The 16,951-nt window shown below is 49.2% G+C and carries 15 protein-coding genes; 6 read left to right on the top strand and 9 right to left on the bottom strand.

Going from position 1 to position 16,951, the window contains the following annotated elements:
* Positions 1-28 precede the first annotated feature (28 nt).
* Positions 29-616, top strand: a complete 588-nt coding sequence (locus IE064_RS11225; protein WP_189617897.1) for a 3-keto-disaccharide hydrolase — start codon at positions 29-31, stop codon at positions 614-616.
* Positions 617-942: 326 nt separating this feature from the next.
* On the opposite strand, the gene IE064_RS11220 is transcribed toward IE064_RS11225, so the two are convergent.
* A complete protein-coding gene (locus tag IE064_RS11220) occupies positions 943-1,662 on the bottom strand; it encodes an SDR family oxidoreductase (RefSeq protein ID WP_189617896.1) in 720 nt (239 codons plus the stop codon).
* 67 nt (positions 1,663-1,729) lie between these two features.
* On the opposite strand from IE064_RS11220, the gene IE064_RS11215 reads away from it, so the two are divergent.
* The 5 genes from IE064_RS11215 (at position 1,730) to bla (ending at position 8,024) form a co-directional block, all read left to right on the top strand.
* Positions 1,730-2,362 carry a TetR/AcrR family transcriptional regulator gene (locus tag IE064_RS11215; RefSeq protein WP_229799987.1) on the top strand — a complete coding sequence of 211 codons (633 nt, stop codon included), beginning with the start codon at positions 1,730-1,732 and terminating at the stop codon, positions 2,360-2,362.
* Positions 2,363-2,960: 598 nt separating this feature from the next.
* The gene (locus IE064_RS11210; protein ID WP_189617895.1) at positions 2,961-4,616 is read left to right on the top strand and encodes a DUF8614 domain-containing protein; all 1,656 of its coding nucleotides are present in this window, start codon (positions 2,961-2,963) and stop codon (positions 4,614-4,616) included.
* A 132-nt stretch (positions 4,617-4,748) separates the two neighbouring features.
* Entirely contained in the window at positions 4,749-5,660 is a 912-nt protein-coding gene (locus IE064_RS11205) for an esterase-like activity of phytase family protein (protein ID WP_229800003.1), read from the top strand.
* A 724-nt stretch (positions 5,661-6,384) separates the two neighbouring features.
* Positions 6,385-6,891, top strand: coding sequence for a DUF8051 family protein (locus tag IE064_RS11200; RefSeq protein WP_189617893.1), 507 nt, complete (start codon positions 6,385-6,387; stop codon positions 6,889-6,891).
* A 245-nt stretch (positions 6,892-7,136) separates the two neighbouring features.
* Positions 7,137-8,024 carry a class A beta-lactamase gene (gene bla / locus IE064_RS11195; RefSeq protein ID WP_189617892.1) on the top strand — a complete coding sequence of 296 codons (888 nt, stop codon included), beginning with the start codon at positions 7,137-7,139 and terminating at the stop codon, positions 8,022-8,024.
* A 447-nt stretch (positions 8,025-8,471) separates the two neighbouring features.
* Here the strand turns inward: bla and IE064_RS11190 are convergent, their stop codons facing one another.
* From IE064_RS11190 to IE064_RS11155, 8 genes are all read right to left on the bottom strand, one after another.
* Positions 8,472-8,945, bottom strand: a complete 474-nt coding sequence (locus IE064_RS11190) for a hypothetical protein (protein ID WP_189617891.1) — start codon at positions 8,943-8,945, stop codon at positions 8,472-8,474.
* 162 nt (positions 8,946-9,107) lie between these two features.
* Positions 9,108-9,455, bottom strand: coding sequence for a VF530 family protein (locus tag IE064_RS11185; protein WP_189617890.1), 348 nt, complete (start codon positions 9,453-9,455; stop codon positions 9,108-9,110).
* A gap of 93 nt (positions 9,456-9,548) precedes the next feature.
* A complete protein-coding gene (locus tag IE064_RS11180; protein ID WP_189617889.1) occupies positions 9,549-9,920 on the bottom strand; it encodes a rhodanese-like domain-containing protein in 372 nt (123 codons plus the stop codon).
* A 14-nt stretch (positions 9,921-9,934) separates the two neighbouring features.
* A complete protein-coding gene (locus tag IE064_RS11175) occupies positions 9,935-10,147 on the bottom strand; it encodes a YgaP family membrane protein (protein WP_189617888.1) in 213 nt (70 codons plus the stop codon).
* Position 10,148: 1 nt separating this feature from the next.
* A complete protein-coding gene (locus IE064_RS11170; RefSeq protein ID WP_189617887.1) occupies positions 10,149-13,394 on the bottom strand; it encodes an efflux RND transporter permease subunit in 3,246 nt (1,081 codons plus the stop codon).
* 15 nt (positions 13,395-13,409) lie between these two features.
* Positions 13,410-14,438 carry an efflux RND transporter periplasmic adaptor subunit gene (locus IE064_RS11165; RefSeq protein WP_373295263.1) on the bottom strand — a complete coding sequence of 343 codons (1,029 nt, stop codon included), beginning with the start codon at positions 14,436-14,438 and terminating at the stop codon, positions 13,410-13,412.
* 142 nt (positions 14,439-14,580) lie between these two features.
* Entirely contained in the window at positions 14,581-15,294 is a 714-nt protein-coding gene (locus tag IE064_RS11160; protein WP_189617886.1) for an SIMPL domain-containing protein, read from the bottom strand.
* Between the two features lie 121 nt (positions 15,295-15,415).
* On the bottom strand, positions 15,416-16,714 hold the full coding sequence (locus IE064_RS11155) for an OmpP1/FadL family transporter (protein WP_133039945.1): 1,299 nt from the start codon (positions 16,712-16,714) through the stop codon (positions 15,416-15,418).
* Positions 16,715-16,951 lie beyond the last annotated feature (237 nt).

Below are 16,951 nucleotides of genomic sequence, written 5' to 3'. Positions count from 1 at the left end.
CCACAGTGGTGCCCGTTGGGAGTGTGTAATGAAACTGCAAATAAGTTTATTGATGCTTGGTTTGGGATTAATGGCCGGAGCGAGTGCACTTGAGCCCGGCCATCTTTTTAAGATGGCTCCTGAAACAGGCATGACCGATCTAAAATTTGTTGATGTGACGCCGGGTTCTTCTTGGACAGAAAAAGACGGTGTACTGATCAGCAGTGGCAAAGGTGAAAGTTACCTTATCACCCAAAAGGCTTACGGTGATTTTGTGCTGGATTTGGATTTCAAGCCCAGTGATGACATTAACGCCGGGGTGTATATGCGCTGTCAGGATGAACAGCGGATTAAGGCCGACAGCTGCTATGAAGCTAATATTTGGGATAAAAGCAAAAATGCTCAATTTCGCACGGGTGCTATCGTACAACGTCAGCCCGTCACAGCGATTCAGGACACTGTGGGTAAGTGGAATCATTATCAATTGACGCTGCAAGGCGACACCATTGAGGTAAAACTCAATGGGAATGTGACCGCGATCCTGAAAGACAAACAATTGAGCCAAGGCTTTATTGGCTTTCAGCACAAGGGCAGTGGTACTATAGAAATCAAGGACGTGCGGCTAAAAACACGCTAAAGTCGCCATTTAAATCCTACAGATCACAGTCGGGAAATGGAGGTGGTAGCTCAGGCACTTGTGGCCTAGGTCGCTGCTTTCCCGGCGGTGAGACTGCCGATATCCGGTGCTCGGGTATCGGCAGTTTTTTCTATCCTGCTGTTACTTTCTTGCCTCGTCACTAATTTTTCAAACCGGACAGTCGTCTGTGTTTTTTCAATAATGAAGCCCTTGCTGCACGAATGGTTGCTGACAATTCATAACTATAAATGAGAAAACCATCCTCTCCAGGAAAGCTCGACAGGTGAGCCGGAAAACAGAGTACTGCGATATTTCCGGCCCACAACTTACCAGGGGGTTCTGCCGTCAGGCTCTATAAACGCACCGGATTCATCCCCTTCCAGGGCATATTTAACCGGCAGCCGCGCCCCCTCTGCTGGCGTCATTGTGCCATAGCCCGTAAGGTCCGTTTTTACAAACCCAGGGCTGACAGAATTTATTTTTATACCTGTGTCCCTCAACTCTTCGCTCAGTTGAACAGTAAGCATGTTCAGAGCTGCCTTGGAGGCATTGTAGCCAATAAATTGTGAGGAATAATATGTGGAGGTCGGGTCACCGTTAAGCGTAAGCGAACCTAAAGAACTCGACACGTTGACTATCCGGGCAACAGGTGCGGCCCGTAGCAGCGGTAGCATTGCCTGGGTGACTGCCAGGGTCGAGATAAAATTCGTTTCCATCACATAACGGACTGCCTCGATGGCAGCTTTACCCGGAGGACCATCTGCATGATCAAATACACCGGCGTTGTTGACCAGAATGTCCAGCCTGCCAAATTCAGCTTTAATTGATGAAACCGCAGCGGCAATACTGTCATGCCGGGTGATATCGAGTTCACAGTGTTGCACGGGCAAGCCTTGCGTCTTCAGCACTTCTGCAGCAGCGTTACCGCGTCCAAAGTCTCGAGCTCCCATGATGACAACCACGCCTGCCTGCGCCAACTGACGCGCAATTTCAAAACCAATGCCTTTATTAGCTCCGGTAACCAGAGCGATGCGTTGCTCATTCATCCAATATTTCCTCCGTATGCAGTGAAGAGTTAATATATGAAGCATCATTCACATTGGAATTCGCTTTTTGGCCATCTCCAACCACAACTCCCTGAAGCCTCGCAGAACGCCGCGTCAGGCCCGTGCAACAGTGACGATGGATGCCATTTTTGAAGCCACCATTCAGCTTCTGGTAGCGGATGGCATACATCGTCTCACCACCACTCGCGTCGCCGAGCGGGCAGGCGTGTCCGTAGGAACGATGTATCAGTACTTTGCCCACAAAGAATCTCTGGTTTATGCCCTGAATGAACGTTATTTAGCAGCGCTTGCCGACAGGATTGAAATCACCTGTCGGAACCATCGTGGCGCGACGGTTAGCGCCATGACCGAGGCATTAATCACAACCTACTGGCAGGCCAAAACAGAGCGCATTGAAGTGACAAAAGCGCTCTATCGCTCGGTGGCAGAACTGGATAACCAGCCGCTGATTGACACGTTTGCCAGCCGGGTAAACCGTGCGACGATGGTGATGTTTGAGAGCGCCAGTGACATGACGTTTCAGGATGTCAGCAGCGTCAACCTGACGCTTATTACTGTCATATTTGGCACCGTGCGTAATGTTTTTGAGCAGAATCTGGCTCCGCCACACACCGAAAGCGTGCTCCGGCAGCTCACCATCATGTGTAACGCCTATCTGGATACCTTCAGGACCCGTTAAAATACCTTTCTGCGGAAATGGCACCAGATCCGGCAAGCCGGACGCTACTGTGGGCGGCTTTCATATCGCATTTCGGACACATGGAAAATCAGTAATATATGAAATTAAAGCGAAAGATGACATGCTCAGCATGCATGGCTGCTATAAATGCTGTCCTGACCGGCTCCCCGCATTTTTACTCACCGTTGCGTTAGTAACGTCCGCTCAGGCACCAAAGAGACATGTTCGAATACTGGCAGACTGCGCCCGGAGGATAATTTATTCGCTGGCGTCCTAAAACCACCAGTTGAAAAAGTGCTCAGTAAATGGTTTTATCACTAATTAATAATTATTCACTATTGCTGCATAAGGTCATAGCCTAGAACGCTGCTTTCCCGGCAGTGTTTTATCTATCCTGTTGTTACTTTCTTGCCTCGTCATTAATCTTCCAAACTGGACAGTCGTCTGTGCTTTTTCAATAATGAAGCCCTTGCTGCACGCAGTTGCTGTTGCAGTAATGTTGGCAATGGCTGCTGACAATTCATAACTATAAATGTGCTGTCACTTTTGACAGTTGTCGGTGATAGACGTCACCGACAGGTATGAGAGGAAGTTATTCATGAAGAAGTCCCTGATCGCCTTGGCGCTTACCAGTTTGTTGGCACTCCCGGCACTGGCTGCCGCCACTGCAGAGCAACCGCAAATTTATAATCTGCAGCAACAGCGCGATAAAATTGTACCGGTGCAAATGACCGCCAATACCGCTTTTCTCAGTGATGAGCAAAAACAGGTGGTCAACAAGCTTATCCAGGCTGCCAAACTAATGAGCGAGATTTATCTGCGGCAGGTAAACGAGCATAACCCGCAGATCCGCGAACAGATTGCTTCCAGCAATCTCAAAGATAAAGCCTTAGTGCTGAACATGTTTGATGAGCATTTTGGCCCTTGGGATAGCTTAGCCGCGGGGCATCCATTTTTTGGCGGCAAAACCAATGCGTTGGGCTCTGGGTTTTATCCAGAAGATCTCACCAAAGCGGAATTTAACGCTTGGATCGCCAAACATCCAGAAGATAAAGCCGCCTTTACCAGCCTTTATACGGTCATCCGTCGTCAAGGAGACAAGCTAGTCGCCATTCCTTATTCTGAATATTATCGGCAATGGCTGGAGCCCGCCGCCAAGTTGCTAGAAGATGCGGCGCTGATCACCCATAACCCTAGTCTTAAAAAATTCCTGGTATTACGGGCACATGCTTTCCGTACCGACAACTATTTTGCCTCTGAAATCGCCTGGATGGATCTCAAGGACACACCAATCGAGGTCGCCATCGGCCCTTATGAAACCTATACCGATGGTCTGTTCGGTTATAAGACCGCCTTTGAAGCTTTTGTTACCATTAAGGACCCAGAAGCCTCTGCCAAGCTGGATCGCTTCAAGAAATATCTGCGCGACATGGAAGCTAATCTGCCAGTGCCTGACAGCTACAAGAATTTTAAACGTGGCTTTGCATCCCCAATTGCCGTTGCGGACCAGATCCAGGGCGGTGGTGACAATGTACCAGGTGTGCAGACTATCGCCTTCAACCTACCAAATGATGAAAAAGTCCGTGAAGCCAAAGGTGCCAAGAAAGTCCTGTTGAACAATGTGATGGCAGCCAAGTTTGAACGTATTATGAAGCCGATGGCTGCACATATTCTGGTGCCGGAACAGGCGCAACTGCTGGATCAAAAGTACTTCGGTTATGAGACGCTGTTCCATGAAATGTCTCACTCTTTAGGCCCAGGTTCCATCGTAAAAAATGGCAAAGCCACCACGGTTGCCGCCGAGTTGCAGGAACTTTACTCCGGTATTGAAGAAGGCAAAGCTGACGTGATGGGCGCTTATAATATTTTGTTCCTAATGCAAAAAGGTGAGCTGCCAGTCGCGGAAAAGAACAATCTGTTAGCCACGTATGCTGCTGGCTTGTTCCGTTCTATGCGTTTTGGTGTGCATGAAGCCCACGGTATCGGCGCGGCGTTCCAGTACAGTTACTATGTGGATAAAGGTGCGTTGACCCGTCAGGCTGATGGTTTGTACAAGATTGATTTTGCCAAATTGGAACAGGCGATAACCAGCCTAGTACATGACGTGGTTGTGGTACAAGGTGACGGTGATTACAACGCGGCCAAAGCTTTTCTGGCAAAGTATGGTCATATTGATGACGGTGTACGTGCTGTTAATGCTAGCTTAGGCGATGTTCCTGTTGATATTCAGCCGATTTATCCAGCGAAAATCTGAGTTATTCTGGGCGAGTTTTAAAAATCCGGGTGTTCAATACATCCGGATTTTTATTGTCTAGGGCTGATACCTAGCGATAGGCAATAACAAACGTACTGATATAAGTGTATAGAGGTAATTTCATTGAACAGGATGCTATTAGCAGTTGTGCTGCTGGGAAGTACCAAGATTGCCACCGCCGTGGAACTTGGCTTTAGTGGTATGGCGCAGATGGATGCTAATTCCTACTTGGTGGTGCAGGATAAGAAAGTGGATGAGCCAGGCAGTCGCCTCGGGGTGCTACAGGTAAAACCTGACGGTATATTAAACTATACGCCGCTAACGATTTCAGACTGGAAAGACCAAGATGGTCAATCAAGCGATCTGGAATCTGTCTGTCATTTACCCGGGCAGACGAATGAATACTTGCTGGCGGAATCTGGTTATTGGGACGGCAAATTTGGCCGGATATTTCAGGTGGCTGTCAGCAGCGATGTAGCCATAGTTAAGCAGGTTTACCATGTGCCCAAAATTGTGGCGGGTGGCAAAGGTATTCATGGTGACAATTTCGAAGGCATGGCCTGTATCGCCCAGGGGGATTCCGTGCTGGTGGTATTAGGTGAACGCGGAGGCAATAAACGCTATAAACGGGGTTATTTGCGTCTGGGGGTCCTTGACACTGCGGCGGGTCAATTATCGTGGCAGCAATATGCTGACCATCCTGTTGAAATCACGGCTCCGAAAACTGACGCCAATAAAAAACGCACGATTTCAGACCTGTATCTGGATAAACAAGGCGTGATTTGGGCCGTGGCAACTGAAGATGGTGGCGACCAAGGACCTTTTAGATCGGTTATTTATCAGGCTGCAACGGTTTCAGGGCCAGCTGAACAGTTAAAAGTCACTGCCGTACGCTACTCTAAAGCCCAATGGATCGTGGATGGCTTCAAAGTGGAGTCACTGGCGGGGCCTGCTGCCAACGTTCCCAACAGTTATATGAGCATCGGCACCGAAGATGAAAACTATGGCGGCAGTTGGCGACCATTGTTTGCGCCATCCAAATAACTATCCAATGTTGTGGGACAACGGCACCGGAAACACTCGCTCGCAAAGGAAATCCACTAATGCTCGCACCTTTGGCGACGGATGCTTACTCGCGGGCCAAAGCACATGAAAGATGCCGGTTCGTTCCACATAGTCGGACAGAACAGACTGCAACCGGCCATCGGCTAACGCTATGGTCGGTAGACCTCTGACGCTTTCGCTTGGCGTGTTGGCCAGGTCACCGCTTGGAATCTTGCGATTGCGGGGGGCGGCATAGTTGGTGGCCTATTGCTGGATAGTTTCAGCGCCGAGGTGTTTCCACCTACGCTGTCGCTGCTGCTGACGATAACTTTTACGGTAGTTTGGCGCTCTAAAATGTCTGGCTTCCCGCCAACTCAGTGTTAATTTGCAATGACGCTATCGCACCTTGTGGGGGAGAACCGGTTTCAGTTCGTCCCCTCAAGGTGCGGCATGTCGCCGTTATTTCGTACCATCATAGCGCTGTTAGGGAAGGGCGTGAAACCAGCACAGTGACACTGCACATTTTGCGATTTTTTGTACAAAATATGTAGGAAATTTAGTGTATTATGGAACGGCTTCAACTTACATATTGTGTCATTGCAGCAGTAAGCGCCTTTAAAGCATCGGAATAGAGACGCATCATTCTAAAGTGCTTGTTGTCCCGCTGGTGTTTAAGGGGATGGGTCATTGCCCAATGCGCTGCTATTTAGCAGGAGAATGCTCCATGGAAAATTACCTGAATTATGCAGTAGCGGGTCTGCTGTTACTCTCAACCGGATTACTGGCAATGTTGATCCCCGGAGGCCCCATTGAAAACAGAAATTTTTCACATATCTCCCCTTGGGTGTTAGCAATGTTCAATATTTTTCTGACCTTGTTAGGAATAGCCAGCTTGGCTTCAGCCTATTTTTCTGTGGTCGGTAGTGGCGTGGCTGCTGTGATATCGGTGATATGTGGCATCTCGTTTTTTTTGGTATATGCACTGGATTTAGGCAAAATATTTCCGATCTCGCCAGATAAGATGCCTCGTGCATTATTCGTGATAGAAGTTAGCGGGCTCATCCTAGCTATTCCTCTGACACTGCTGTCGCTGCTCGAAATGGCGATGCCAAACCGTGGTGCAGCGACAATCAATATGTCTGCGACCACTATTATCAGCGTGTTAGTTTTGATGGTGGTTTTGGGGCTGGGCATTGTTATCTTTGCTACCAAATCCGCTATGCGAAAATAACGGTCAAAACGCCATAACATATTCAGTATAAAGGGCTTCCTTGAGGATATTTCTCCGTAGCCGTGCTGAGTGCATTACCAGCAAAATGGCAGTAGCTCCACAAAACACCGTCATTATCAGGTTGGGTGGAACAGCTCCCAAGCAGTAAGCGTTTATTCAGGTGAATGTCTGTATAACTGCGCTAGCGCCAATAAGCTTAGGTGTCGTTACGGACAATAACCCTTTAGTATCAAAAGAGAAATGTAATGGAAAAAATCAGCTTGAATAAAACGTTGGCCATGTTAGCCGCTGTTGCTTTGTTAATAAGCTCTGTGTCGATAAGAGCACAAAACCTTCCCCAGCAGGCGATTCAGCAGCAGCTTTCTGCTCTTGAGGCGACAACAGGTGGGCGTTTAGGTGTAGCGCTGATTGATACCGGCACTAACGCACAACTACTCTATCGCGCTGATGAACAGTTTCCGATGTGCAGTACCAGTAAGGTGATGGTTGTTGCCGCGGTCTTAAAACAAAGTGAGCAGCAACAGACGTTATTGACACACAAGCTGGCGATAAAACCAACAGATTTGGTGAACTATAATCCGGTCACAGAAAAGCATGTCAATTCAGAGATGACCGTGGCTGAACTAAGTGCTGCGGCGCTGCAGTACAGCGACAATACCGCGATGAATAAATTGCTGAGTTTGCTTGGAGGCACGGCGCGTGTGACACAGTTTGCCCGTGGCATTGGCGACCCGGTGTTTCGTCTGGATCGTATCGAGCCTGAACTAAATACGGCTATTCCAGGCGATGAGCGAGATAGCACTTCGCCTTTGGCTATGGCTCAAAGTCTGCGGCAACTGACATTAGGCTCCGAGCTTGCAGCTCCGCAGCGTCTGCAACTGGTTGAATGGCTGAAAGGTAATACAACCGGTGCCGCCAGCATTCGCGCCGGGTTGCCTCCGTCTTGGGTTGTAGGCGATAAAACGGGTAGTGGGGAATATGGTACGACAAATGACATTGCCATCATCTGGCCAGAAGCCCATGCACCGCTGATCTTAGTGACCTATTTTACCCAGCAGCAACAAGATGCTAAAGCCCGCAAAGATGTGTTAGCGGCGGCGACCCAAATCGTGACGCGCCATTTACAGAAATGAAAATAGTGTAATTCGAACAAATCACTGTTCTTGGTGAGAGCCTAGCGGCAAGCTGTTATTTCCCCCTCGGTGTTATCTAAATAAGTGTTCTCAATACCAGATCACAGAGGCCATTCCCAACGTCGACACGCATAAACCCGTCCATGGGGCTCCACCGCGCCATCCCTGACGCGGAGGGTCGACTTATCGGAATAACCTCTATTCCTCGGGTGAAGCGCAATTAGGAACAGCTATTTAGGCAGTGAAAATAGTTCAGCTACTATTTCTTTCCTCTGAGTCTTATCTCATTAGCGAACAAGCACCGCAGGCGGTAAGCATTACGGTAGATTGTTGCTACCATTTGCATTACTTGCCTATCAGTCTTGGTTCACCCTTGGTTTTTAGTAACTACCATTCAGCCAGCATCGCCATCAATGGCCGCCGGAGATGCTGGTTGCCTAAGAGAGATTAGCTGTCGCTGCTTTTCTGATTTTCGAGCTTGGCTTTCTGGTTACTTAGCATGGTAATCTGGCCGCTGATCATTCCCATCTCTGCCTGCAGTTGCTTTCGTTGATCATCAGCTTGTTTGGAGTTATCTCCCTGCAGATCTTGCAACTGTTGCTGCAGTTCCTTCAGTTGCTGTTTTAACTCTTCAATCTGTTTGTCGATTCTGGCGACAGGATCGGAATCATCTTCTTTACTGTTATCCGCGGCGCTAGCTTTTGTCTGGGTGGCATTGTTATGCAGTGTGGCACCGTTATCGGATGACAATGCTTTCAGCGCATCGGCAGAGATGGAAACTGTGTCTTCAGTATCACTATTGCTGTCACTGCTGATGGTGGCGGCAACGGTAGAGGTATCCTCTTCGGGAGTGATATTGACGGTCATTGATTTCAGCGAACTGTTTTGACCGCTGAGTTGGTTTAATCCATTCACGTTCATCTTGTTATCCCCTTGGGGTTATCAGTGACGACGGTTTAAGTGATGACTGAGACAACGGCCACTTAATCATAAACTTGATAGCGACACTGCCTGACGGGGGATAATTTATTCTGGAGTGTCAGATAGATCACATATTCTAGTATTCAAAAATAACAACTGCGACTATTTGCCCCATATGTCAGTATTGAGTTGCGTTGTGGTTTCTGTGGCTTTTATTTTAGTGGTTTTGACGTCGCTGGCAGGGGCTTGCCGCAAATAATCAGGCACCGGTAACCCTTGCATCGTCAGATACAGACGCTCAACTTTGGCTCTGGCCCACGGCGTTTTTCGCAGAAATTTGAGGCTAGATTTGATACTAGGTTCGAAATTGAAACAGCGGATATTAATCTGCTGTGCTAGGCCGTCGAAACCATAATGAGCAACCAATGCTTTCAGCAGATTTTCTAGCGTGATGCCATGCAGCGGATCTTTATTGCCTGTCTGCGGGGTGTCGTCTGCGGGAGTGACCAAAAGAAAACCTCATACAAATGTTGGGAAGACGCTGCTATTTTAGCACGAGTTCCACATTTGTATGAGGCTTAACAATTCGAAGTATGCTGCAATCTAGTGCTGTGCTTTAAATGCTTGCAGTTGCTGCAAACCTCCAGCGTTGTAGACATCACTGTAGCCTACTTTTTCTAACGCGGCCTTGGCGATGCCCGCACGATGACCACTGCGACAATACAATACCAGCGGCTGGTCTTTCGCTATCCCCAATTGCTGTAGTGCTGGCACTATCTGTTCATAAGGGATATTGGTGGCGTCAGGTAAATGTCCGGCAGCAAATTCTTCGGCGGTGCGGACATCAATGACCTTGGCCCCTTTAGCTATTTTAGCGAAGGCGGTAGCGGGATCCTGTGTACCGTTGTTGCCAAAAGCGCGCACACTGACAAACACCACCACTGCCAGCAGCACTAACAAGCTTATTTTTAACATGCGTAAAGTTCCGATTATTTGCTCAGGGCGATTTCAGCTTCAGTTTTCATGCCCAGTTTACGCATCAGCATGCTGGCAGGGCAGATACGAGTGAAAGCACTCTGGAACAGGTTGGCACCCACAAACAGTGTCAGCCAGATAAAACCATGATGCACGGTGGCGGTGAGCAGCATGGACAGCATCACCATAAAACCGGCAAACGCCATTGTGGCACGTTCTACAGACATATTACGCTCCTTTGGCTTCTTCGGCCATTTCGGTTAAATGTGCAATACGGTTACGCATTGCCGCATAGTAAAGTACAGGGATAACTACCAGTGTCAGCAGGGTAGAGATAAAGATACCGAAGATCAGACTGATAGCTAAGCCATTGAAAATCGGGTCATCTAAAATAAACAGGGCACCAATCATTGCCGCTAAAGCGGTAAGAATAATGGGTTTGGCCCTCACTGCGCCTGAGTGGATCACCGCTTCTTCAAACGGTCGACCCGCCGCAGTTTCCAGATTGATAAAGTCCACCAACAAGATGGAGTTTCGCACTATGATGCCCGCGAGTGCGATCATGCCAATCATGGATGTCGCCGTGAACTGTGCGCCCAACAAGGCATGTCCCGGCATTACGCCTATGATCGTCAGTGGAATTGGCGCCATGATGATCAACGGTACTAGGTAGGAGCGGAAATGCGCTACCACCAGCAGATAGATGGCGATCATACCGACAGCGTAGGCAATGCCCATGTCACGGAAGGTTTCATAAGTGATCTTCCATTCACCATCCCATTTTACACTGACGGCATTAAGGCCATCTGGCTGATGAATGTAGTACTGGTCAAAGCCTAAACCGTTAGGGCTGTTGATGTCAGATGCCATTTCAAACATTCCATACAGCGGGCTGTCCAGTGGCCCGGCCATATCGGCCACCACCATGATCATCGGGATCATGTTCTTGTGGATGATCGGCATATCAATGGTGCCTTTGTTGATCTTTACCAATTCTGACAGTGGCACTGTGCCACCGAACTGGCTATCGAGTTTCATCGACAGCAACTGGGTAAGATCCGGTTTATCTGCTTCACTCAGTTCCAGACGGATTGGCACCGGGGATTTTTGCATGCTCTTGTGCAGCACGTTGACATCTTTGCCGCCCACCGAGGTTGCCACCAAATCCACAATATTGGCGTAAGGAACTCCCAGCAGGCTGGCTTTGCTACGGTCAATACTGACTTGCCATTTCTGCTGCATGGCGGGCAGGTAGATATCGATATCCACCACATCTTTGGTCTTGTGGAACAAATCCATCAATTCATGGGCCGCTTGCTCGCGAATAGATTCACTGGGCCCATAAACTTCGGCAACAATCGGTGACCACACGGGCGGTCCTGGCGGCACTTCTACCACTTTGACATTGGCCTGATATTTTTCGCCAATGGCCTGCAACGGCCCACGTACCGCCAGCGCAATATTGTGGCTGTCGCGATGGCGGTGGTGTTTATCGGTCAGATTGACCTGAATATCACCGGCTTCCTGTGTGCTGCGCTGGAAGTAATGGCGCACCAATCCGTTAAAGTTAATCGGTGCATGCGTTCCTGCATACAACTGCATATTACGCACTTCGGGCACGGTGGACAGATAACCGGAAAGCGCTTTCAGTACTTTTTCGGTTTGCTCAACCGGCGTGCCTTCTGGCATGTCAACAATCACCTGAAATTCCGATTTATTGTCGAAAGGTAGCATTTTCAGCACCACCAGCTGCGCCACTGGCAGGGCAACTGCCATGATGATCAGGGCAGCTACACCCCCTGCTAAACCTAAACGTGCCTTGCGACTGTCAAGAAACGGTTTGATCAACCGGGTGAAGATACCAAGCATTCTGGGATTCACTGAATCCGGGTGGTTGCTGTCTCCTTTGTGCGCTTTGAGCAGATGACGACTGAGCCAAGGCGTTACCACAAAGGCGACACACAAGGAAATCAGCATCCCCATGCTAGCGTTAATGGGAATAGGGCTCATATACGGCCCCATTAGACCAGAGACAAACGCCATAGGTAACAGCGCCGCAATCACGGTGAAAGTGGCCAGAATCGTTGGACCGCCCACTTCATCAACCGCTATTGGGATCAGCTCTTTGAAGGAACGTTTGCCCATTGACATATGACGGTGGATATTTTCCACCACCACAATGGCGTCATCTACCAGAATGCCAATCGAGAATATCAGCGCAAACAGCGACACCCGGTTCAGTGTAAAGCCGTAGGCCCAAGAAGCGAACAAAGTAATCGCCAACGTGATACCAATCGCAATCCCCACCACTAATGCTTCCCGCAGCCCCATAGTGAACAGCACCAGGATCACAACAGCGGTGGTGGCGAAAATCAGCTTGAAGATCAACGTATTGGATTTGTCTGCCGCGGTTACCCCATAGTTACGGGATACGGTGATGTTAACCTTTTCAGGGATCAGCACGTTACGGGTCTGGGCCACCTTGGCGAGAACGGCATCGGCGACATCAACGGCATTCTCACCGGGTTTTTTACCGATAGAGATAGTCACTGCCGGGAACAGACCTTCCGGTAACTTATTACCGTCACGTACAGTGTTGTAATGCCAGGCACTGGCGTTTGGAATATCGGCTTTAAGGCTGATATCGGCTAAGTCCTGAAGAAAGACTGGGGCCGCATGGCCGTTGGCATCAGTATTGACCGCCACGACCAACTGTTTTACATCATCGACCGATTGCAGAAACTGACCCGCTTGGACTTTAATCTCTTGATTGCCCTGTACCAGCGACGCAGGCATTGACACGGAATTGTTGGCGGTCAGCGCCGTGCGGATCTTGTCATAACTGACACCGTAGTAGTTCATCCGCTGTGGGTCGATACGGACATTTAGCACCAAATCATGAGGTGCAACAGTGCTCACTTCTCGGGTGCCAGGGATACGTTTGAGTTCGGTTTCCAGACCATGTGCCACATGTGTCAGTTGCTGCGCTGAAATCTGCGGATCTTCTGACCACAGTGTCAGGCTAACAATCGGGACATCATCGATCCCCATAGGTTTGATTTGGGGTTGACCAACTCCTGCACCCGACGGCAGTTTGTCCAGATTGGAATAGATCTGATTGTAAAGCTTGACGATAGCGTCATTGCGCGGCACGCCAACCTTAAAGATCACAATAATCAGCGCGCCATCGGGACGCGAAAACGAGTACAGCGTGTCAATGCCCTTAATCTGCGAAATCACCTCTTCTGCTGGCAGAGTCACCAGTTGTTCAACTTCGGCAGGTTTGGCGCCGGGGAAGGGGATATACACATCGGCGAAGGTCACATCAATCTGCGGTTCTTCTTCTTTGGGGGTGACTATGATGGCAAACAGCCCCATCAATAATCCCAGCAACGCCAGTAATGGAGTAATGGCGCTGTCTTGGAACATGGCCGCTACGCGACCGGAAATACCTGTTCCTGTTGTTTTACTCATAACCTTGGCTCCCGCTTACTGCTGTACAGGATGGGTGAGTAACACCTGATAAGCGTTAGCGGCAATAACGTCTCCCGCCTGCAATCCGGCTAGCACTTCTACATCGTTTCCGCGGGTTTCACCCAATCTGACCTGCTGCAACACAAATTTATCGCCTTGTTTCAGGTACACGCCAGAAAGTTCATTAACACTGTAGAGCGCGCTTTGTGGAATTAAGGTGATCTCCCGTTCATCCACAGGGAATCGGGCTTTAATCCAACTGCCAGGCAGCAATGCTGGCGTATTCTCTGGCAGCGGCAAACGCACCTTGTAAGCATGGCTCTGTGTGTCGGTAAAGCCGAAGATCACCGGATTGGTCACCTTGAACTGCCGACCATCCGCCAATGATACCTCTACCATACCCGCTTTAATCAATGCATCTCGATAGCGCTGTGGCACCTGAATAACCGCTCGCATTTTGTCGGTGGCGTAGCCGGAAAGCAGTGGCTGCCCAGGGCTGACGGTTTCCCCTTCCTCTACATGACGGGCGGTAACCACACCAGAATAGGGGGCCGAAACCACCGTATATTTCAATGATTCACGGGCTTTGGTGATCTGGGCGCTGGCGGCACTAGCGGCTTGCTGAGTGGATTTGGCATTGGCAATCGCCTGATCCATTGCGCCTTTGGAAATGGCACCCTGAGGAAACAGTTTTTGGTAACGCTCTAACGTTTTTTGCGCTTCCACATTTAACGCTTGTGCTCGGGCGTATTCGGCCTCGGCGGCGGCCAACGATGCGCCTTGCTCTTTGCTGGTGATCTCCAACAGCGAAGCACCCGCGGGTACCAGATCGTTGACATCAAAATTGAGTTTCACAATGCGACCATTGGTTTGCGCAGAAACGGTAGCCGATTTCACCGCTTCCAACGTGCCATCCAGCACCAGAACATGGGGCGCTTTCTGAGTCGTCACCGTCACAGTTGCCACTTCATTTGCGGCTTGCAGCGCCGGGCTGACCGCCAGTCCTAACCCCACCATCACGGTAGTTAACAACAGTCCTCGCATAGTTTTTTATCTCATAAAACCTATTTATGAGAAAATTCTAATGGATGATCACTCAATACGCAACAGCGTACGTGAAAAAAGAAAAAATTAAGTAAACCCTGAATTAACAAGAAAAAAGCGGCCATGAAGGCCGCCGCTAACATTAGTCTTTCAGATAATAGGTAAGGGTGGAGACCACCCTGACGCGTTTGATATAAGGGGTATTGCTATCGCGATCGCTGATAGAAAAAGTCCCCTGACTGGCATTTTTGATTTTGCCAAGTGAAGATTGTGAATCGCGGGCAAATTTCTCTGCCACTTCCCGGGCATTCTCTGTTGCCTGCTGCACCATCTGTGGCTTAATACTATTCAAATCGGTATAGATAAACTCGGTGCGACTATCATAATTCTGTGCCACCGCAATGCCGTCTTTTGCCAGTTCCAGCAGTTTTTTACGGCTCTGCAAGACTTTGTCTATCTGCTGGGTATAAACCGACAGTGTCACTTTGGCGTTGTAGCGAAATTTAACGTTTGGGTCAGCATATCCCTGTGCCTGACGGTCTTCTATCGAAGGCTGCGATACACTGATCTCCTCTGGAGTAAAACCTTGTTCCAACAGGAATTTCATTACTCTGTCGGTTTTTTTCTGAACCGAGCTGTAGAGATTATTCAGGTCGTTGTCGACATCATTAAATGCCACAGGCCAGATTGCCACATCGGCTTTCACTTCCTGTTCTGCCAGTCCTTTAACCGTGACCACGCGATCCATGGCTTTCATGGCAACTAGGCTGTTGCCAATGCCACTGCCGAGCAGATACAGCCCGCCACAGATAAATGCGCCTAACAGCGCTGCCGCCAATGCCGATGATTTGTTCATTCCGTGAGACTCCTTGAGTGCACAAACAAATTGGAAATTTCCATAAGAGGTGGCACCAAGATAGCAAAAAGCGGGCGAACAGGTCACCCGCTTTAATCCGTATGCAACGCGGTTTCAGCGATTAGAAACGATAGTTGAACTGCATTGAATAGTAAGTCGCGGTAGATTTGGTATGTGCGTTAACGTCACCGGCCAGCGCACTGGTTTCTGTCAGTGATTCTTCAACACCACGCACCAGCGCTGCGCCCAAGTCAACCGTCATACTGTCTGACAAGCGATAACTGGCACCAAGGGTATACCAGTGGCGATCGGAGTCAGGGATAGACAGTGAACCGAGTTGATCCACCACACCATTATCGAACATATAACCGGCACGCAGCGTCAGGGTGTCGTTAACGGTATAAGTACCGCCAACACTGAACAGCCAGGAGTTTTTCCAGTGATATTCTTTCAGCGGTGCCTTCACATTGGTGGCCACTTCAGTGCCCGCATAGCTGCCGGTGGCAATGGTAGCGGTACCCTGTTTAGTGGTGATCTGGTCAAAGTCGCCCCACAAGGTGTACTGTGCGGTATAGTGAACCGCAAAGCGGTTGGTCAACTGGTGGAACCCGGCAAACTGAGCGATATCGGCTAAAGGTACATCCAGTTCGTTGTAGTCAATGGCAATCTGCTGTGTTCCTAGCCCAGGAAGCTGCTGACTGGTCATCACATTGATATCGCCTGTCACTGTGACTGTTGGGCTGAAACGATAGCTCAGACCAAAGCGGTTATCTTTATTCAATTCGAAGGTGGCGCCTAGGATACCACCGAAACCCACGCCATCGGCATCCACATCCACTAATGGGATATTGCCTGCGTAACGGGTAAGGTTACCTTTGCCGTACACGGCATCGACACCGGCACCGATACTGAACATTTCATTAATACGATATGACAGGCTGGTATTCAGCGTCACTGTGGTGACTTCAGTGTTACCGATCAAATCGTAGGGAGCAAAAGTAGCACCTTTAAGCAGCGAGCTGGTGTCAGTGCCAGTACCAAAATTGGAAAATGCCGCTACTCCGAATGCCCATTTATCATTTAACGGTTGCACATAGTAGATATTCGGGATGAGTTTGGTACTTCCCGCATCATCAATACCGCCTAAATCAACTTGACCATCGGCAAAATTCACATCTTTCACGTCAACTTCGATATTGACATAAGTCAACCCAGTAGACAGTGCAGCGCGATCAAATAACGCCATCGCGGATGGGTTGCGTGACAATACCGAGGCGTTGTCGGCAATTACCGCATCACCCGCGAAAGCACGGCCGATACCGGTTGCTGACTGGCTGTTAAGCTGAAACCCAGCAGCATAAGTCTGAGTAGCGCCCAGCATCAAGCTGATCGCCAGCAGCGATTTTCTGAAGTTAGTCATATTGATTGTTGTTCTCTTAATAATGTTGCGCTTATCTATTGGCTGACGCCAACGTCCCCGTTAAATCAGCGGGCATGTTAGGGGGATGTTTCTGTGCTAACAAGTCCGACCAGCAGCTTACACCTGTGTTGTTTAACAGAACGCGGAAATCTGTGCAGTAGATCGATGAAAAATTATGCTAGTGGGGCAGCAATACTTGAGTGTGGTATGACTATTTCATTGATTTTTATTATGTTG

Source organism: Shewanella fodinae (assembly GCF_014651955.1).
Taxonomy (GTDB): domain Bacteria; phylum Pseudomonadota; class Gammaproteobacteria; order Enterobacterales; family Shewanellaceae; genus Shewanella; species Shewanella fodinae.
The sequence above is the reverse complement of the archived record's forward strand: the minus strand, read 5'-3'. Positions and strand labels throughout refer to the sequence as shown.